General features: G+C 49.0%; 12 protein-coding genes. 6 read left to right on the top strand and 6 right to left on the bottom strand.

The genetic code is table 11. From position 1 onward, the window contains the following. The first annotated feature begins 134 nt into the window (after positions 1-134). Entirely contained in the window at positions 135-872 is a 738-nt protein-coding gene (gene ugpQ, locus OK023_RS18900) for a glycerophosphodiester phosphodiesterase (protein ID WP_317697841.1), read from the top strand. Between the two features lie 56 nt (positions 873-928). On the opposite strand, the gene hisS is transcribed toward ugpQ, so the two are convergent. The 4 genes from hisS to hdcC all read right to left on the bottom strand — a co-directional run bounded on the left by hisS (position 929) and on the right by hdcC (position 6,462). Then, positions 929-2,212, bottom strand: a complete 1,284-nt coding sequence (hisS, locus tag OK023_RS18905) for a histidine--tRNA ligase (RefSeq protein WP_317694180.1) — start codon at positions 2,210-2,212, stop codon at positions 929-931. Beyond that, a complete protein-coding gene (locus tag OK023_RS18910; protein WP_317694181.1) occupies positions 2,212-3,648 on the bottom strand; it encodes an amino acid permease in 1,437 nt (478 codons plus the stop codon). Before OK023_RS18910 ends, hisS begins: the two co-directional genes overlap by 1 nt. 162 nt (positions 3,649-3,810) lie before the next feature. Further along, on the bottom strand, positions 3,811-4,947 hold the full coding sequence (locus OK023_RS18915; RefSeq protein WP_317694182.1) for a histidine decarboxylase: 1,137 nt from the start codon (positions 4,945-4,947) through the stop codon (positions 3,811-3,813). 162 nt (positions 4,948-5,109) lie between these two features. Beyond that, positions 5,110-6,462, bottom strand: coding sequence for a histidine-histamine antiporter (gene hdcC, locus OK023_RS18920; RefSeq protein WP_317694183.1), 1,353 nt, complete (start codon positions 6,460-6,462; stop codon positions 5,110-5,112). 706 nt (positions 6,463-7,168) lie between these two features. On the opposite strand from hdcC, the gene OK023_RS18925 reads away from it, so the two are divergent. Together OK023_RS18925 and OK023_RS18930 are read left to right on the top strand one after the other, a co-directional pair. Beyond that, complete coding sequence (locus OK023_RS18925; protein WP_317694184.1) at positions 7,169-8,926, top strand: ATP phosphoribosyltransferase regulatory subunit; 1,758 nt, start codon at positions 7,169-7,171, stop codon at positions 8,924-8,926. A gap of 361 nt (positions 8,927-9,287) precedes the next feature. Beyond that, positions 9,288-10,139 (top strand): carboxylate/amino acid/amine transporter, encoded by an 852-nt coding sequence (locus OK023_RS18930; RefSeq protein WP_317694185.1) that lies wholly within the window; start codon positions 9,288-9,290, stop codon positions 10,137-10,139. A 124-nt stretch (positions 10,140-10,263) separates the two neighbouring features. On the opposite strand, the gene metR is transcribed toward OK023_RS18930, so the two are convergent. Beyond that, positions 10,264-11,199, bottom strand: coding sequence for an HTH-type transcriptional regulator MetR (metR, locus tag OK023_RS18935; protein WP_317694186.1), 936 nt, complete (start codon positions 11,197-11,199; stop codon positions 10,264-10,266). Positions 11,200-11,304: 105 nt separating this feature from the next. Here metR and metE point away from each other — a divergent pair, with 105 nt between their 5' ends. Further along, positions 11,305-13,605, top strand: coding sequence for a 5-methyltetrahydropteroyltriglutamate--homocysteine S-methyltransferase (metE, locus tag OK023_RS18940; protein ID WP_317694187.1), 2,301 nt, complete (start codon positions 11,305-11,307; stop codon positions 13,603-13,605). 286 nt (positions 13,606-13,891) lie between these two features. Here metE and OK023_RS18945 read toward each other — a convergent pair whose 3' ends face one another. Further along, a complete protein-coding gene (locus tag OK023_RS18945; protein ID WP_317694188.1) occupies positions 13,892-14,728 on the bottom strand; it encodes a dienelactone hydrolase family protein in 837 nt (278 codons plus the stop codon). Positions 14,729-15,105: 377 nt separating this feature from the next. Between OK023_RS18945 and udp the strand changes: the two genes are divergently transcribed. Next, positions 15,106-15,867: a uridine phosphorylase gene (udp, locus tag OK023_RS18950; protein ID WP_317694189.1), complete on the top strand. Its 762-nt coding sequence runs from the start codon at positions 15,106-15,108 to the stop codon at positions 15,865-15,867. Between the two features lie 330 nt (positions 15,868-16,197). After that, complete coding sequence (locus tag OK023_RS18955) at positions 16,198-16,980, top strand: tyrosine-protein phosphatase (protein ID WP_317694190.1); 783 nt, start codon at positions 16,198-16,200, stop codon at positions 16,978-16,980. The last annotated feature ends 17 nt before the right edge of the window (positions 16,981-16,997 follow it).

A 16,997-nucleotide genomic window follows, 5' to 3' on the forward strand; every position in this document is an offset into this window, starting at 1 on the left:
ATTGCTGCGTTGTTTGCCGCTTATTTGGCCCACCAAACCTCACGGCTCACGCCTTGCTCTGCGCACAAATGACTGCCAGCGGCGATCGTGTGTAATTGAGGGACACAGCCATACTGCGGAATACGGATGGAATGATGACTACAGCCTGGCCTTACCCTCATATTGTCGCCCACCGTGGCGGCGGTTCATTGGCACCTGAAAACACGTTGGCAGCAATCGACGTTGGAGCCCATCACGGCCACAGAATGATCGAATTTGATGCCAAACTGTCACAGGACGGGCAAATATTCCTGCTCCATGACGATACTCTCGACCGCACCAGCAATGGCTGGGGCCTAGCGGGTAAGCTACCGTGGGATCGGCTTATACAGTTGGATGCGGGTAACTGGTACAGTGCGGCCTTCAAAGGGGAGCGTTTGCCGCTGTTGTCTGAGGTGGCTGAACGCTGCAAACAATACGGCATGATGGCAAATATTGAAATTAAACCGACAGCCGGTAGCGATGATGAAACGGGCCGTGTTGTGGCGCTGGCTGCTCGCTTGCTGTGGGAAGGCCAGAACGACCCGTTGCTTTCTTCATTCTCGGTTGCAGCACTGGCGGCTGCGCAGCGTACGGTGCCGGAGCTGCCGCGTGGTTTGTTACTGGATGAATGGGACAATGACTGGCGTGAACTGACTGAACGCCTCGGCTGCGTATCGTTACATATTAACCACAACGTACTGACCGTCGAGCGGGTTGCAATGCTGAAAGAAACTGGGCTACGTATTCTGGTATATACCGTTAACAGCCCTGAACGTGCGCGTTTGTTGCTGAATTGGGGTGTTGATTGCATTTGTACCGATCGTATCGATCTGATTGGCGCTGATTTCTGATCGTTAAACTTCTGCCGTGTAAGCCTTTTAGCTGGGACTTACACGGCGCGGTTAGGTTACTGTCCGGCTGTACTCCCTGTTACTTTTGAGTTTTCCTCTATTATTGCCCCGATTTTCTCTTCTGCTACGGTTTCACTTTGGTCTTTCAACAAATCCCACAGGCCAATTTGGCCATTAGCGTTAAGAGTCACAATATAGCGGCAGCCAGTTTTCAAGGCGTTACTGTGTTGGCGTTTGAGTTTAGATCCACTGAAGTCACTAAAGACTTTCATTTGTGGCAGACGTTGACGTATTCGGTTTGCCAGAAGTAATGCGGTAATGTTGGCGGTTTCTTCCTCATAGGTCACCACAATGTCGGGTTGGTTGGTGATACTTTTGTCACTGTTCACCGTTTGGATCAACAGCAGCAGCCGTTCAATACCGATGGCAAAACCTGAGGCTGGTAGCTCTTTATTACTGAATAACTCGACCAGGCCATCATAGCGCCCGCCGCCGCAGACTGTGCCTTGAGAGCCTAATTCGTCAGTTATCCATTCAAAAACTGTACGAGTATAGTAATCCAACCCTCTGACCAGACGCGGATTGATGACGTACTCAATTTTTGCCTGTTCCAACAGTTGGCACAGCTCGGCAAAATGTTGCTGAGACGCTTCCCCGAGAAAATCCAGCAACTGTGGCGCATTCTCCAGCATCTCCTGCATAGCTGGGTTTTTACTGTCCAGAATACGTAATGGGTTGGTTTCCAGACGTTTCAAACTGTCTTCATCGAGTAATGTCCTGTGCTGATTAAAATACGCGACCAGTTTTTGACGGTGTTCTTTCCGTTCCGGCAGAGTACCAAGGGAGTTAATCTCCAAGCGTAGATAGCGGTCTACCCCCAGAGCAGTGAACAGATCCTTCACCATATAGATTAGCTCTGCATCGATATCTGCCCCAGCCATGCCAAAGGTCTCTACGCCAAATTGGGTGAACTGGCGCAACCGACCCTTTTGCGGACGCTCATAGCGGAACATCGGGCCTTGATACCAAAGCCGCTGAGTGGTGTTGTAACACATGTTGTTTTCGATCACGGCGCGCACACAGCCGCTGGTTCCTTCTGGGCGAAGGGTAATATGCTCCCCATTCTTGTCGCGAAAATTATACATTTCCTTGGAGACAATATCGGTAGACTCACCTACCGCACGTTCAAACAGCGCGACCGGTTCTAGCAGGGGCAGGCGAACTTCCTGATAACCATAGCGGTAGGTAATATCCCGCACTTTGCTTTCCAACCACTGCCAGAAAGGGGTTTCTTCCGGAAGAATGTCCCTCATCCCTCTAATTGACTGAATTTTCATCATTAATCTTCCTTATATACTGTATCGATACGATATCTGCCGTCAGTGTTGCCAGCAGAGTTCGGCACTGAGGGCCCATGCCCAAAGCACTGTTCTGAAAAAAAAGGGGTAACTGGTGTTCCTTTGAATGTTTGCTGTCGTATGACGAAAAGGAGATATAAAGGGATTGTGATCATCTGCATCATTACTCCCCAGTAGAGCGCTTGTGTACCCGCTCCCATCAGCACCACAACGATAAAAGCCAACCCTAACAGGCTCAAACTGCTATAAACCGCAAATTGCCTGCTGTGCCTGAGTTTCTTGGCTACCATCACGACGGGAAGAGAAACGGCGGCAAAGGCATAGGGGATAAGACAGGCGGAAATGGCCAGAGTAATGATCGTCCTGAACTGTTGCTCCAGATTGGGAGAGATGGTGAGCAGGATAACGCCGGTCATTAGGCTGGCGGTGCAAATCAACCCCTTGTAAGCCACCCCGCGTTGATTGGTTGCGGCAAACATTCGTGGGAATAGTCCCGCCTCCGCTGCGGATCGTGGAACCTCCGTTTGCAGGATCTGCCAGCCTGGCATGGCGCCTAGGCAAGCGATAATCGCCATAGCTGAAATGCACTGCCCTACAGTTGGCCCCCACAAAAATCGAGCCGTGTCTGCAAAGGGGGACGTTGAAGCGAGCAGCTGTGAATGAGGCAAAATCCCCATAATGACATTACTGGAACTGATGTAGCACAACGCGGCAATCGCTAATCCACAGATTGTCGCCAGTGGAATATTACGTTTAGGGTTAATAACCTGTGCCTCTGAAACCGAGGCGGATTCGATGCCTAGAAATCCCCACAGCGAAATGACCGCTGCGGCCATAATGGCATGTGTATTGCTTTGGTTGGTGACGTTATAGAATTGTGTATAGAGGCCGTAATCAAAATGAAACCAGCCTGAAATGCCGATGCTGAGTATCACAATAAGCATGCAGGAGCCGGTAAAAATTTGGGCATAACCGACGATCCTGGCCCCCTGCAGTCCCAAAATAACAAAGCCCCAGAGAAGAGTGATGCAGGTTAACGCAGCATAGAGAGGCTTAAGCAGGATGGGGAAAAAGTAGGCGAGATAGCCAACGCCGGAAACCAGTAGCGCGCAATTACCAATCCAAGTAGAAAGCCAGTAAAACAGCGTCGCTTGTAACCCGATATACGGGCCAAAAGCGTGGCCGATATTGGCGATGACGCCCCCCTTGCAAGGTGCCAACTCGCTGACTTTGGCAAATACCAGGGCAAGCGCGAGAACGCCACAGAAAGTCAGTACCCACCCCCAAACGGAAATTGATCCGATTCGAGCCAATGAGCTTGGTAACATAAAAACGCCGCTACCCATCATATTAGACGCTGTCATTATGGTTAGCGCCGTCAGCCCCATGCGGTGGGCGGTTTGGTGGTGTGAATCCATGTCATTTTATCTTCGCTAAAGTGGCTACTGCGGGCGAAAATGCGTGCCAAAAGGTTGCATCATTCGCCTGTTCTGCTTAGGTTAAAGGACGTTGCCGGTGTGATTGGTGTCAGTTCCGGCAACGGAAGTAAGAAAGGGACACAGCCTGGTTGCCACTGCTTTTTATGCTGCTTTCGAACGGCTATCGGCAATGATGTCATCGATCAACGCATCAACTTGGCTGGAGTCCCAATGGTGAGCCGTGGTGATAAGGTGAGCGACGTCGCCCGATGTTGCCAGACAGTGTTTTTTCCACACGGTTTCTGAGGGACAAGGGAAAACGACCGTGATGGAGTTTTTATTGCGCCAAGCGTCAATCCCTGCTTTTTGCATGCGTTCAACAGCGTATTGCGCCATGCCTAGGCTGTGCGCGATACGGCGTTGCCAATCTTCAAAGCTTCGGCTTTTTATGGCTTCCCACATCATCATCGGTGTATGGCCGTTACGAGAGCCGGTGATTGTTTTGTCGTGTGCAGAGATGTAATCAATTTCAACCGAGATACGATCAACATTCTTTTTCTTGGCGACAACGATCCCGCAAGGTATAGGGGAACCGATCATTTTATGGCCGGAAACCCCGATCGAGTCGATACCATCGGCAAAGGTGAAACCCTGTGGCTCATCGACAAATGGCAGGATCATCCCGCTTAATGCCGCGTCCGCATGCAGGTAGTAGTCTTCGCGTTTGAACCCAACGTCTTTCAGCCGTTGCTGGATAAGGTGAATATCATCGATGGCACCCCGTAGAGTCGTGCCTATATTGGCAAAAATAATCGGATGTTTTTCATTATCTTTTGCAATTTTGGCAAGTAGATCGTCGTAATCTATTTCGCCACTAGGCAAAGACTCAACAACCTGCGATTTAATACGCAGAAGTTTGACAATTTTGGCCACTGAATAATGGGTGTCTTTAGAATAGTAGAGCGTACCATCAGGGAAAATCTCACGGCCCAGATAGCAACCAAACATGTTACTTTCGGTCCCTCCGTTAGTGATGTATCCCCAACTCTCCTCAAAGGGAATTTTGAACAGATCGGCAAAGTACACCATGACTTCTTTTTCAAACTCAAAAGAGTTTAAAAGATAGTTACAATACTCATTCCAGTCACCACAGTTATTAATAGAGAAACGCATAAAACGTTCCAGTAATGTATAGTCAAAATCTGCTGACTCAGGATAGCCAATATTAAAGTATTGGTTTTTTACACAATAAGACCAGAATGCGTCGAGTTTATTTTGGTCGGCAATAGATAAAGTCATTTTTTAATCTCTCTGTTTATTGGTTAATTCAATTGATATATTTCAGGGTAATTCGCGTTGCATAAAGGTGACGGTTCGCGCGACACAGTCGAATATTTCACTCTGTGACAGCGGAGGAAACACAGTCAACACATAGGTAACTTGAAATATAACGAAAATAACTCAGGCTTTTTTATCAAGATAAAGGACATCGGCTCCTTTTTTACTGCGCCCTGCGGCGACAAAGCAGAAAAGTGGAATGGTTAACATCATCATGACAATCCCCCAGAACATGGAGTCTGAACCTGAACCAAGCAGAGCAAATATGCTGTATACCATCCCAATAACGACCATGACGCTATAAAACATAAAAGTTCTGCCGCGGTTTATTTTTTTGGAAACCATGATGATGGGTAGAGCAATCAATGCGTACATATAGGGTAATAACGACGCAAATACCGACATCAGGATGACAACCTCAAACTGTTTAGCCAAGTTTGGCGATGCCGTCATGAGTAATACGGCACTCATTAGTACACCCGTAAATATCAGGCTTTTCATCGGCACATTATTTTTATTCGTGGCGGCGAAGAATTGTGGAAACAACCCCTGTTCAGCCCCCGCACGCGGCCCCTCTGACTGAAGAATCAACCAGCCGGAAATGGAGCCGAAGCAGGCGATGATGCTGAGTGCAGAAGCGATATTACCGGCGGTTTCACCAAACATGTAGCGTGCAGCATCGGCAAATGGGGCGGCAGAATTGACCAGTTCACTGTGAGGAACCAGCCCCATAATGACCGAGCAACTGCCTACGTAGCAGACGGAAGCTATCAGCAGGCCGTATACCGTCGCTCTGGGTACGGTGTATTCCGGTTTTTCAACCTGACCCGAGGAGACAACCGCAGATTCAACACCAAGAAAGCCCCACAGCGCGATTGAAGCTGCGGTGATAATGGCGGATGAATCACTTTTTCCCGTCCCGTTGTACACCTGTGTGAACATATGAGGATCAAACCAGAACCAGCCAACGACACCAACACCGAGAACCACAACTAACATGCAGCTTGCGGTGAAGGATTGAGCGCGGCCAGCCACCCGAGCGCCGAAACTGGCAAGTACAACAAAGCCCCACAGGATGGCGATAGCCACAATACTGCCAACGCTCGGGTCCCGTAGTTGAGGGAAGAAATAACTCAGGTAGCCTACGCCTGCTACCAATAGGGCAACGTTGCCCACCCAGGCGCTAATCCAATAGCACATTGTTGTTTGAAAACCGATAAATGGGCCGAAGGCATCGCTGGCATAAGCAACAATTCCGCCATTACGTGGCGTAATCAAACTGGTTTTAGCAAAAACCAGCGCCAAAGCAATAACGCCTATGATGGTAAATAACCAGCCCCACAGCGATATATAACCTACCCCAGCAAGGTTGGTTGGTAACATAAATACACCTGACCCCATCATGTTCGATGCGGTGACAAGTGTAAGCGCGACAACCCCCATCTTGTGGGCTGAACTTGCACTTACTGATCCCATAATAAATGTCCTGTAAGTAACTATTAGAAGGAAGTGAATATACCTTTCATCTCTCAAACTGCAGGGGTTTTGGCTGCGCACTCGTTCCATCCGTGGATTTCGTTTCTTCGGGGCAGTTATCTGCATTTTGAAATCTATTGGGTATAGCACCTAAGACAATGTGGATTCTAAGAACTGAAAGAGAGATGGGTGTGATAGAGGTCACACCTATAAATCAGCGCGTTTTTTATTTGCCTGAAAAATACCTTTTTCGGCAATTAATATAATAAAAGCACTCTGTCCCATTTTTATTTTTTATTTTTTGGTAAGTTTTTTATCAATAGCAACATCCAAGGAACATATTTATTACAAAATATACCTTTTGATTTTTTTCAAAAAATAATTTCATTGACAATGAGGGGGTAAGTAATGAGATATTAAATCTGGTGCTCTACGTATTATATGCCTGCCGCTTTTCAAATTACGTTGGTGCTGGTTGCCGGTTTGCTACTAAAGGTCACTTGGTTATATCAGTGGTTGTTTAATTTACGTTAATACGTAGCACCGATAAATCCACAGCTAAATATACTAAAATAAAATGTCCAGAAGAGATCGAATTTATATACCAGGATTGCCGCAACTTATTCAGTTGCGGGGTCATAATCATGACTGCCTATTTATTGATGACGAGGATTATCTTTCGTTTTTGCACTATATGGATAATTCATTGAAGCAATATTCCTGTTTGTTGCATGCTTATACCCTGCTTCCGCATAAGTTGCTATTGCTGTTAACACCTGAGAGTAAAGAGGCTCTCAGTCGTCTCATTCAGCATATTGGACGTAGTTATGTCCCTTATTACAACCATAAATATCACCGTAGCGGTTCACTGTGGGAAAGGCGTTTTGACAGTTGCCCGGTTGAACCTGGAGCCTATTTTTTATTGGCTCAGCAATTCATCGATACTTACGCAAAATTACAACCTGAGGTTTTAGGTGTTAACCCAGTCTGGAGCAGTTACGGCCACAATATAGGTGAAACAATACTGAACAGAATTACCCCGCATAACGAATACCTGCAGTTAGGTAATAGTCTTCAACAGCAAGCCGCCAGGTATCGTCACTTTATGCAGACACCGCTCAGTCCTGCCATTCAAGAACGGATCCAAATTTGTCTGAATCAGAACTGTGTGTTAGGTACGCCTAAGTATTGCCAACAGGTTGAGGGATTGATTCATCGTCATGTCATGCCCCGTAATCGTGGACGTCCCCGTAAACATTACCATAGTCAGGTCGCTGATTGGGTCTGGCTGGAAAATCAGGCATCGCGACTGCTACAGCGTTACAGTTACCAGGAAATCCGTCTACCACTGTTGGAAGAATGCAGTGAAAACGCTTTCCCGTTCTCTAACAATCTTGCGCCGGGTAACGATTTTCTTTGCGGTCACCCTACGCTTTTGCGTGCTGAGGGTACAATGGGGAGTTTGAGAGCGATTGCGCAACATCAGCATTTGCAGGCCACCAGCCGGCTTTGGTATCTAGGAACCATGTTCCGCGCTTCTGATGAAGAGAAATATCATATTGAACAGTATCAGCAGGTGGGAGTTGAGGCGTTTGGCTATCAACATATTGATATCGAGCTGGAGCAAATCATGCTGCAGTACGATTTCTTCCATTCGTTACAGCTAAGGCCGCACGTTGAGCTCAAGATAAACACACTTGGCAGCAGTCTGGAATTCATGCGCTTCCGTGAGGCGCTACGTCAATATTATCAACCGTTTTCCGCTTTGTTTAATGAGGTGTGGCTAGGGTGGTTGCAGCATATGCCAGAGAAACTGTTGCAAGAGGCGGACGCGTTGCTGAAAATCTTGCAGATCAAGGCACCAAAACGTGACGAATTTATTTCACCGGTCTCTCGACAGCGCTTTGAATCGTTAACCCAAGCGCTTAGCCTGGTGGGTATTCCGTTTGTTGTAGATGCGGACCTTTATCCGGCTAATGACTATTGCCAGACTCTGTTTGAATGGCATTCGGATAAACTGGAAACGACTACCCTGCTTTGTCGTGGCGGGCGCTATGATGCCAGTGCCAGCCAGCAACTTGATAAGCCGGTTTTTGCCTGCGGTTTTGCTTTTATGCTGGACCCGATGATGCGCCTGTTAAAGCTCACCCACAGGAATATGCTGAAACAGCGGTTGGTTGATGTTGTGATTATTCCTAGCAGCGCAGTGGCAAAAGATTATGCATTGACGGTTGGGCGCACCTTAAGAAATGCCTTTCCACAGTTAAGTATTTCTAATGATTTTTCTTATATGCAGATTAAAACCTGCAAGAAAAATGCCATCCGCCAAGGGTGCCGTTTTATTCTGACTGTGCCGGCAGAAACCAGAGAGCAAATCGAAATATTCGATAAAGAGGCAGGACTCTATCGGCAAGGAAATATGAATACCATGATAGGTATTTTGAGCCATAGTTTGAATTCGTAGGCTGCCTGAAAAGCAGCCTGATTTTCAAGATATCCTGATTATCTGTATGGATAGCCTGAATGGTTTTCCAAATGCAATAAAACCGTAAATTCACGTCCAAGATTGCATCATTCACATGATGGGTAACTGCCTAAAAAGCGGTGCTCAATAACCTTAATGCGCCGGCAGTACACCGCATTGTTCGATAGGTTGCGAAATTTCACGAGAACATGTTGTTTTTACCTGAGGATTATCTGTTGTAGACATGTGCATATCGCATGAACAGGTTTATTTTTAACCAAATGTTAACCTATATTCTGTCACTTTATATTCTACCTTCCGCTACAATCGCCTTTTTGCATCGTTTCAAGGTGAATTTGACGTGTGGCTTCTGGTTATTACCACCATTTTATGGGCATTTTCTTTTAGCCTGATAGGCGAATACCTAGCAGGCCATGTTGACAGCTGGTTTTCGGTGTTGATGCGCGTTGGGCTGGCAGCGTTAGTATTCCTGCCATTTTTGCGCTGGCGCAATATCAAGATGAAAGTGATCCTGTTGTACATGGTTGTGGGAGCGTGCCAGCTTGGCATCATGTATCTGTTAAGCTTCCGCGCCTTTATGTATCTGACGGTGGCCGAGTTTTTATTGTTTACGGTGTTGACGCCGCTTTATATCACGCTGATTTATGATTTGATCAGTGGCCATCGCTTGCGTTGGAGCTATCTATTCAGTGCACTGCTGGCGGTATTAGGGGCTGCGATTATCCGTTATCACCAGTTGAGTGAGCATTTTTGGTGGGGACTGCTGTTAGTCCAGGCAGCAAACATCAGCTTTGCTATTGGCATGGTGGGGTATAAACGGCTTATGGAAGTACATCCGATTCCACAACACACCGCGTTTTCGTGGTTCTATTTGGGGGCGTTGGCGGTAGCTGCGATCGCCTGGTGTCTGTGGGGGAACCCTCATCAACTGCCGACTACCGGCCTGCAATGGGGCATTCTGGTTTGGCTGGGGGTGGTAGCTTCCGGGCTGGGGTATTTTATGTGGAACTACGGCGCGACTCAGGTGGATGCAGGTACGTTGGGTATTATGAATAACATGCACGTACCCGCGGGCCTACTGGTTAATTTTGCTGTCTGGCAACAGCCGCCGCACTGGGCCAGTTTTCTTATCGGCGGTGCGGTGATTGTTGCTTCTCTTTGGGTGCATCGTCGTTGGGTCGCCCCTAAATAGGGTTCTTAATACCGCTACGCATCACGCTTCAGGCCGGTGGGAATGATAAGTAACGTCGAACGTGGTCCATCCCTCCCAGGGGGCTCTTATCGTGCCTTTATGCGCTCAACGGCCTGTAGCACTATTACGCGTAGCTATTTAGGCTGGCAATGTCAGACCGAGCTGCATCGCGTACGAACGGCAAGTGATCGCAAGCATGTTGTCGCGCAGAGCGTATAAACGCCTCGGTCACTGCCTGGCGTTGTTCACCGTCGCGTGTTGCTGCGTAAAGCCGACTCCAAAGCCCATCACCCAGTGTTTTAGTCACTACTAATCCTTGGCGTTCAAAATTCTCTACCACCCAGTGCGGGAGCGCTGCAATACCCATGCGGGCGGAAACCATCTGGATCATCAACAGCGTGTTATCGACATTTTTCAATACCGGGTTGATGCCTGCGGGTTGCAGAAAATGTCGCCAGATATCTAACCGTTGGCGCTGTACCGGATAAATCATTAACGTTTCTTCACTTAAATCCTCTGGTTCAATATGCGGCTTAGCCGCTAATGGATGGTCCGGGGCTAATATCAACCGCACTTCAAAATCAAACATTGGCGAATAATGCAGCCCACTACGTGTAAGAATGTCTGAGGTGAGAACCAGATCCAACTCACCATGCTGCAAGGCTGGTTGTGGATCGAACGTTACGCCGGATTGGAAGTCCATCACTACCTGCGGAAAGCGTAAGCGGAAGTTGTCGAGCGCCGGGGTTAACCACTGAATACAACTATGGCATTCGATAGCGATGCGTAATGTGGCCTGATGTGGTTGGCGACATGCCTGCAGCGCTTGCTGGATCTGCGGCAATACCTGTTCTGCCAGTTGTAACAAGATCTCTCCTTGCGGTGTGAGACGCAATGGCTGGCTTTTACGAACGAACAGTTTGAAGCCCAGGCGTTGTTCCAGATCGCTGAATTGATGTGAAAGCGCAGATTGCGTCTGATGGAGTTGCGCAGCGGCGGCAGCCAGTGAGCCGGTATTACGCAGTGCCTGCAGCGTCCTTAAGTGTTTCAGTTCGATCATGAGAGTCCTTCACAGTGACAGTGAAAATATTGCGCTTGTGGATCATACAGTACCTGCGGATTATGGATGTGTAAACATCTGGATGGCTAAATGGAGGGTATGATAATGACAATTTTGAATCACACACTGGGTTTTCCACGCGTTGGGTTGCGCCGTGAACTGAAAAAAGCGCAAGAAAGTTACTGGGCTGGTCATTCAACGCAGGAAGAACTACTGGCTGTGGGCCGGGAGTTGCGGGCTCGTCACTGGCAACAACAGCAGCAGGCAGGGGTAGATTTGGTGCCGGTTGGCGACTTTGCCTGGTACGATCACGTGTTGACGACCAGCCTGCTGCTGGGCAATGTCCCTGTGCGTCACCTGAATAAAGATGGGTCGATCGATCTTGATACACTGTTTCGGATTGGTCGTGGACGAGCACCGACCGGTGAACCGGCGGCGGCAGCTGAAATGACCAAATGGTTTAACACCAACTATCACTATATGGTGCCTGAATTTACTCTAGGTCAACAGTTCAAACTGACTTGGACTCAACTACTGGATGAGGTCGATGAAGCGTTGGCACTCGGCCATAAAATCAAACCGGTTTTACTTGGCCCGGTAACTTATCTCTGGTTGGGTAAAGTGAAGGGGGAGCAGTTTGATCGTCTATCACTGCTGAATGATATCCTCCCCGTCTACCAGCAAGTGCTGGTGGAGTTAGCCAAACGCGGTATTGAGTGGGTTCAGATCGATGAACCTGCGCTGGTACTGGAGTTGCCGCAGGCCTGGTTGGACGCTTTCAAACCAGCATACTCTGCGCTTCAGGGGCCGGTAAAACTGTTGCTGACCACCTATTTCGATAGCATTGGCCATAATCTGGAGACTCTCTGTACATTGCCAGTTCAGGGCCTGCATGTGGATTTGGTGGCAGGTTCTGATGACGTTGCCGAGCTGAATAATACGCTACCGAAAGAGTGGCTACTCTCTTTGGGGGTGATTAATGGCCGTAACGTCTGGCGGGCTGACCTGAGCACTTGGTTCGAACGTTTGCAACCCTTGGTTAACTGCCGCACGCTGTGGATCGGAACCTCTTGCTCACTGCTGCATAGTCCGATCGACCTGAACGTGGAAAACCGCTTGGACGCGGAAGTGAAGGGCTGGTTTGCCTTCGCTTTGCAGAAATGTGCTGAGTTGTCGTTACTGAGTGGTGCTTTGAATAGCGGAAATGCAGCCAAACGGGCGGAACTGGATGCTTACAGTGCGCCAATACGTGCTCGCCGCCAGTCCAGCCGGGTGCATAATGCGCAGGTTCAACAACGCTTAGCGGCAATCACACCCAGGGATATCGAGCGTCAGCAGCCTTATGCGCTGCGTGCGCAGGTTCAGCAGGATCGTTTCAACCTGCCAGTCTGGCCAACCACCACTATTGGCTCTTTCCCCCAGACCACCGAAATTCGTGGCTTGCGTCTGGATTTCAAGCAAGGCCGTTTGGATGCGAAGAACTACCGCATCAGCATTGGTGAACATATCAAGCAGGCTATCGTCGAGCAAGAAAGGCTAGGGCTGGACGTATTGGTTCATGGCGAAGCTGAACGCAACGATATGGTGGAGTACTTTGGCGAAAATCTTGATGGTTTTGTGTTTACCCAAAACGGTTGGGTGCAGAGCTATGGCTCACGCTGTGTTAAACCGCCGGTGATCATTGGCGACATCAGCCGTCCGAATGCGATCACCGTCGAGTGGGCCAAGTTTGCCCAGTCGCTGACCGACAAGCCGGTAAAAGGTATGTTGACGGGGCCGGTGACCATTCTTTGTTGGTCATTCCCACGCGAAGATGTCACCCGCGAAACGATCGCCAAACAGATTGCGTTGGCGCTGCGTGACGAAGTGGCGGATTTACAGAAGGCCGGTATCGGCATCATTCAGATCGATGAACCCGCATTGCGTGAAGGTTTACCGCTGCGTCAATCCGATTGGTCGGCCTATCTCAACTGGGCGGTGAATGCTTTTAAACTCAATGCTGCCGTGGCAAAGGATGATACGCAGATCCATACCCATATGTGTTATTGCGAGTTTAACGACATTATGGACGCTATTGCAGATCTGGATGCTGATGTGATCACTATCGAAACCTCGCGTTCTGATATGGATCTGTTGGAAGTGTTTAAAGCGTTCGACTATCCGAACGAAATTGGGCCGGGCGTCTACGATATTCATTCACCTAACGTTCCAAGCGTGGAATGGATTGAGGCGCTATTGCGTAAAGCCGCACAGAATATCCCTGCAGGACGGTTGTGGGTTAACCCGGACTGTGGTCTAAAAACCCGTAGTTGGACCGAAACCCGTCAAGCGTTGGCGAACATGGTATTGGCGGCACATCGTCTTCGTGAGTACAAGCCAGAGGTTGATGACAAAGTAGCTTTGTAACCCTTGGATGCACGTGGCCTGACACACCGAGGAGAGTTCTGGGGGCTCACGTTGGGCTTGTTCTCCTGATTTGGCAAGCTCCTGACTCGGTCGCAGTCACTGGCATTAAATAAAACAACGACAGTTTTGCGACCGAAACGTCGGCATGATTATCAGGAAGTACCGAGTAAGTTGCCCTCGCTATCCTTCGACCTATCATGGCTTTATCATCAGTCTCAGGGCGCTTGTGCGCCCTATTTTTAGGCATCTTTTTCCCCTCACTCAGTTGAGGGATGTGGACACACGCCTATTTAACGCCAACCACACCGTGCTGTGTAAACCATGACAACATACGTTGCCAACCATCGGTTGAGGCTTCGGCGTTATAACTTGGGCGGTAATCTGCGTGAAAAGCATGGTCGGCTTCTGGATACACAACAATCTCTGCGTCGGCATTGGCCGCGCGGATAGCCTGACGCATGGTTTCCACTGTATCCATAGGAATGCTGGCATCCTGACCGCCATACAGTCCGAGCACCGGGGCAGAAAGATGGGTAGCAATATCGACCGGATGCTTTGGCGTATTCAGCGTTTTTTCACCGACCAGTTTGCCATACCAGGTTACAGCTGCCTTCAACTGTGGATTATGCGCGGCATACAGCCAAGTGATGCGCCCACCCCAACAAAAACCTGTGATCGCCAGTTTACTGGCATCACCGCCATGGCGTGTTGCCCAGTGCGCGGTGTGATCCAAGTCTGCTAATACTTGGTTGTCGGGGACGTGACTCACCAGCTTTTTTAACAACTCACCGATGTCACTGAAATCTCTGGCATCACCCTGCCGGAAATAGAGTTCCGGCGCAATCGCCATATAGCCTTGTTTCGCCAAACGACGGCATAAATCTTGAATATGTTCGTGAACGCCAAAGATTTCCTGTACCACCAGAATGACCGGGAGCGGCCCAGGATGATTGGCTGGTTTGGCAATATAGGCTGGCAGGTCTTCTCCTTGTGAAGGGATCGTGGTTTCTCCAACATGTATGTCGTGTTCATCGGTCAAGATAGTTGACGCCGCTAACGGCGCAACGGCAGGGGTGAAACCCTCTTTAGCCTTGTTGAGCATCATCTCTGGTTCGGTTTTCATTGGTAGTCTCCATGTAATAGAGAGAAGCCTAGCGATACCCGCCGTCCTTCAAGTTCCTGGGAATAAAAGGATCTCGTCCGTGAGACTCCCCCAACTGACAGCAGTTGTCGTCAACCCGCACTCTTGAAGTAACTTGGGTATATAGGCAAGATTACCGCTTATTTGTCATGCCACAGTCGGATTTGACGGGCTGTAGCCTAAACTTGTCGAGAACATTTCCCGTGGCACTCTTTAATTGTGATATCCATCACTAAAATAATGTATTCAAATATTCGTTTCTTTTCATGTGGTGATTTAAGTCACTAAATTCGCCGAAAGTTTTCAGTAGAGTACTTTTTTTGTTCCCCCCATAAACAGGTTCCATGAGGAGTCTACCTATGTCTCAGTCTGACGTTTTTCACCTTGGCCTTACTAAAAATGATTTACAAGGGGCTACACTGGCCATTGTTCCCGGCGATCCACTGCGTGTAGAGAAAATTGCCAAACTGATGGCAAACCCTGTGCACCTGGCCTCTCACCGCGAATTTACCTCCTGGCGTGCAGAATTGGATGGCAAAGCGGTGATCGTGTGTTCAACCGGTATTGGCGGACCTTCCACATCGATTGCGGTTGAAGAACTCGCTCAATTGGGTATTCGCACCTTCCTGCGTATTGGTACCACCGGCGCCATTCAGGCCGATATCAACGTTGGTGATGTTCTTGTTACCACTGCTGCTGTGCGTCTTGATGGTGCCAGCTTGCACTTTGCGCCGATGGAGTTTCCAGCAGTAGCGGATTTCGCCTGTACTACTGCGTTGGTTGAAGCTGCCAAGGCCAGTGGTGCAACAACGCATATTGGCATTACTGCATCTTCCGACACCTTCTACCCCGGTCAGGAACGCTACGATACCTATTCGGGGCGTGTGATCCGTCGTTTCAAAGATTCGATGGCAGAATGGCAATCCATGGGTGTAATGAACTATGAAATGGAATCTGCTACCTTGCTGACTATGTGTGCCAGCCAGGGCTTACGTGCGGGAATGGTTGCCGGTGTGATAGTCAATCGTACCCAACAAGAGATCCCTAATGCCGAAATCATGCAGAAAACTGAAAGCCAGGCGGTGCAGATAGTCGTTGAAGCCGCTCGTCGTCTGCTGTAGTTGCTGCCAATTGCGGGCCTTTCAACGGCCCATTTCGTCGCTTTGCGCACCAGGCTGTGTTTCTTAATTAACGGCAGTGGTGCTTGCGTGCAATTAAAGGAACACTGTCCCATTAACAGAGATTGATGACAAAACCGCCTTCTAGCCTGAGATATCTGGGCTTAGCGCACAGACGGCTTACGCCGTTACGACCCCATCGACACGCTCTCCCTAATAATCGACTTTGTCAGCAGTCTGAATGAGTACGGTTATATTCATTTGCTCCATGCTGTCTGCAGTTGTATGGTCTGTCTGTCTGCACATCTCAAGATAACCAACGAGGGGACGTCTATGACCGTTCAGATCTTGCATCATCCATCTTTGGCACCGCTTGACGGGGGTATTAATTTTCGCGATTTAGGGGGTAACAGCGTTGCTGATGGTGGCCGTATCAAACGTGGGCTTTTGTTTCGTTCCGGTTCTCTGGAGCGCCTGACGGAGAGCGATTGCCGTTTCCTGGCGGATATTCCGGTGCGTTTTGTGCTGGATTACCGAGACGCCGATGAAGTTCAGACCAAACCGGATGTGCTATGGGAGGGGGCTAACTATCACCATGTTCCAGCGAATCCGCTTAGTAATGAAGTGAATGCCAATCTGGAAAAACTCACCAGTGAAACGTTTGGCGAGTATGATGCCAAGGCATTTATGCTGGAACTGTACCGACGCCTGCCGTTCAACAATGCTGCATATCGTCAGTTGGTCCAACTTTTGATGCAACCTGAAGGTGGAGCCATTGTTCAGCATTGTGCAGTGGGTAAGGATCGTACCGGTATTGGTTCGGCTTTGGTGCTGCTCGCGCTGGGTGCAGATGAAACTACGGTACTGGAGGATTATCTGCTGACTGAAACCACACTGGCGGTTTTCCGTGAACAGATGTTGGATCAACTCTCCACTCGTTTGGATGCTGTTGCGTTGGCGCAGTTCGCCTATGTACTGAGCGCACGTGAAGAATTCCTGATGACTGCTTTGGGCTGTATTCGTGAGCAATATGGCTCTGCTGATCGCTGGCTTGAGGATGAGTACGGGCTAGGGAAAGCCCAGCGAGAGACGTTGCAGGCGTTCTATCTTGAATAATTGGTTAGCCAGAGAGG

This window comes from Serratia sp. UGAL515B_01, from assembly GCF_033095805.1.
Lineage (GTDB): Bacteria > Pseudomonadota > Gammaproteobacteria > Enterobacterales > Enterobacteriaceae > Chania.

What these genes read in the sequence shown, in the direction of transcription:
- ugpQ (WP_317697841.1), top strand. Translation starts at nt 135, where the DNA reads ATGACTACAGCCTGGCCTTACCCTCATATTGTCGCCCACCGTGGCGGC.
- OK023_RS18955 (WP_317694190.1), top strand. Translation starts at nt 16,198, where the DNA reads ATGACCGTTCAGATCTTGCATCATCCATCTTTGGCACCGCTTGACGGG.
- metE (WP_317694187.1), top strand. Translation starts at nt 11,305, where the DNA reads ATGACAATTTTGAATCACACACTGGGTTTTCCACGCGTTGGGTTGCGC.
- metR (WP_317694186.1), bottom strand. Translation starts at nt 11,199, where the DNA reads ATGATCGAACTGAAACACTTAAGGACGCTGCAGGCACTGCGTAATACC.
- udp (WP_317694189.1), top strand. Translation starts at nt 15,106, where the DNA reads ATGTCTCAGTCTGACGTTTTTCACCTTGGCCTTACTAAAAATGATTTA.
- OK023_RS18945 (WP_317694188.1), bottom strand. Translation starts at nt 14,728, where the DNA reads ATGAAAACCGAACCAGAGATGATGCTCAACAAGGCTAAAGAGGGTTTC.
- hisS (WP_317694180.1), bottom strand. Translation starts at nt 2,212, where the DNA reads ATGATGAAAATTCAGTCAATTAGAGGGATGAGGGACATTCTTCCGGAA.
- OK023_RS18915 (WP_317694182.1), bottom strand. Translation starts at nt 4,947, where the DNA reads ATGACTTTATCTATTGCCGACCAAAATAAACTCGACGCATTCTGGTCT.
- OK023_RS18910 (WP_317694181.1), bottom strand. Translation starts at nt 3,648, where the DNA reads ATGGATTCACACCACCAAACCGCCCACCGCATGGGGCTGACGGCGCTA.
- hdcC (WP_317694183.1), bottom strand. Translation starts at nt 6,462, where the DNA reads ATGGGATCAGTAAGTGCAAGTTCAGCCCACAAGATGGGGGTTGTCGCG.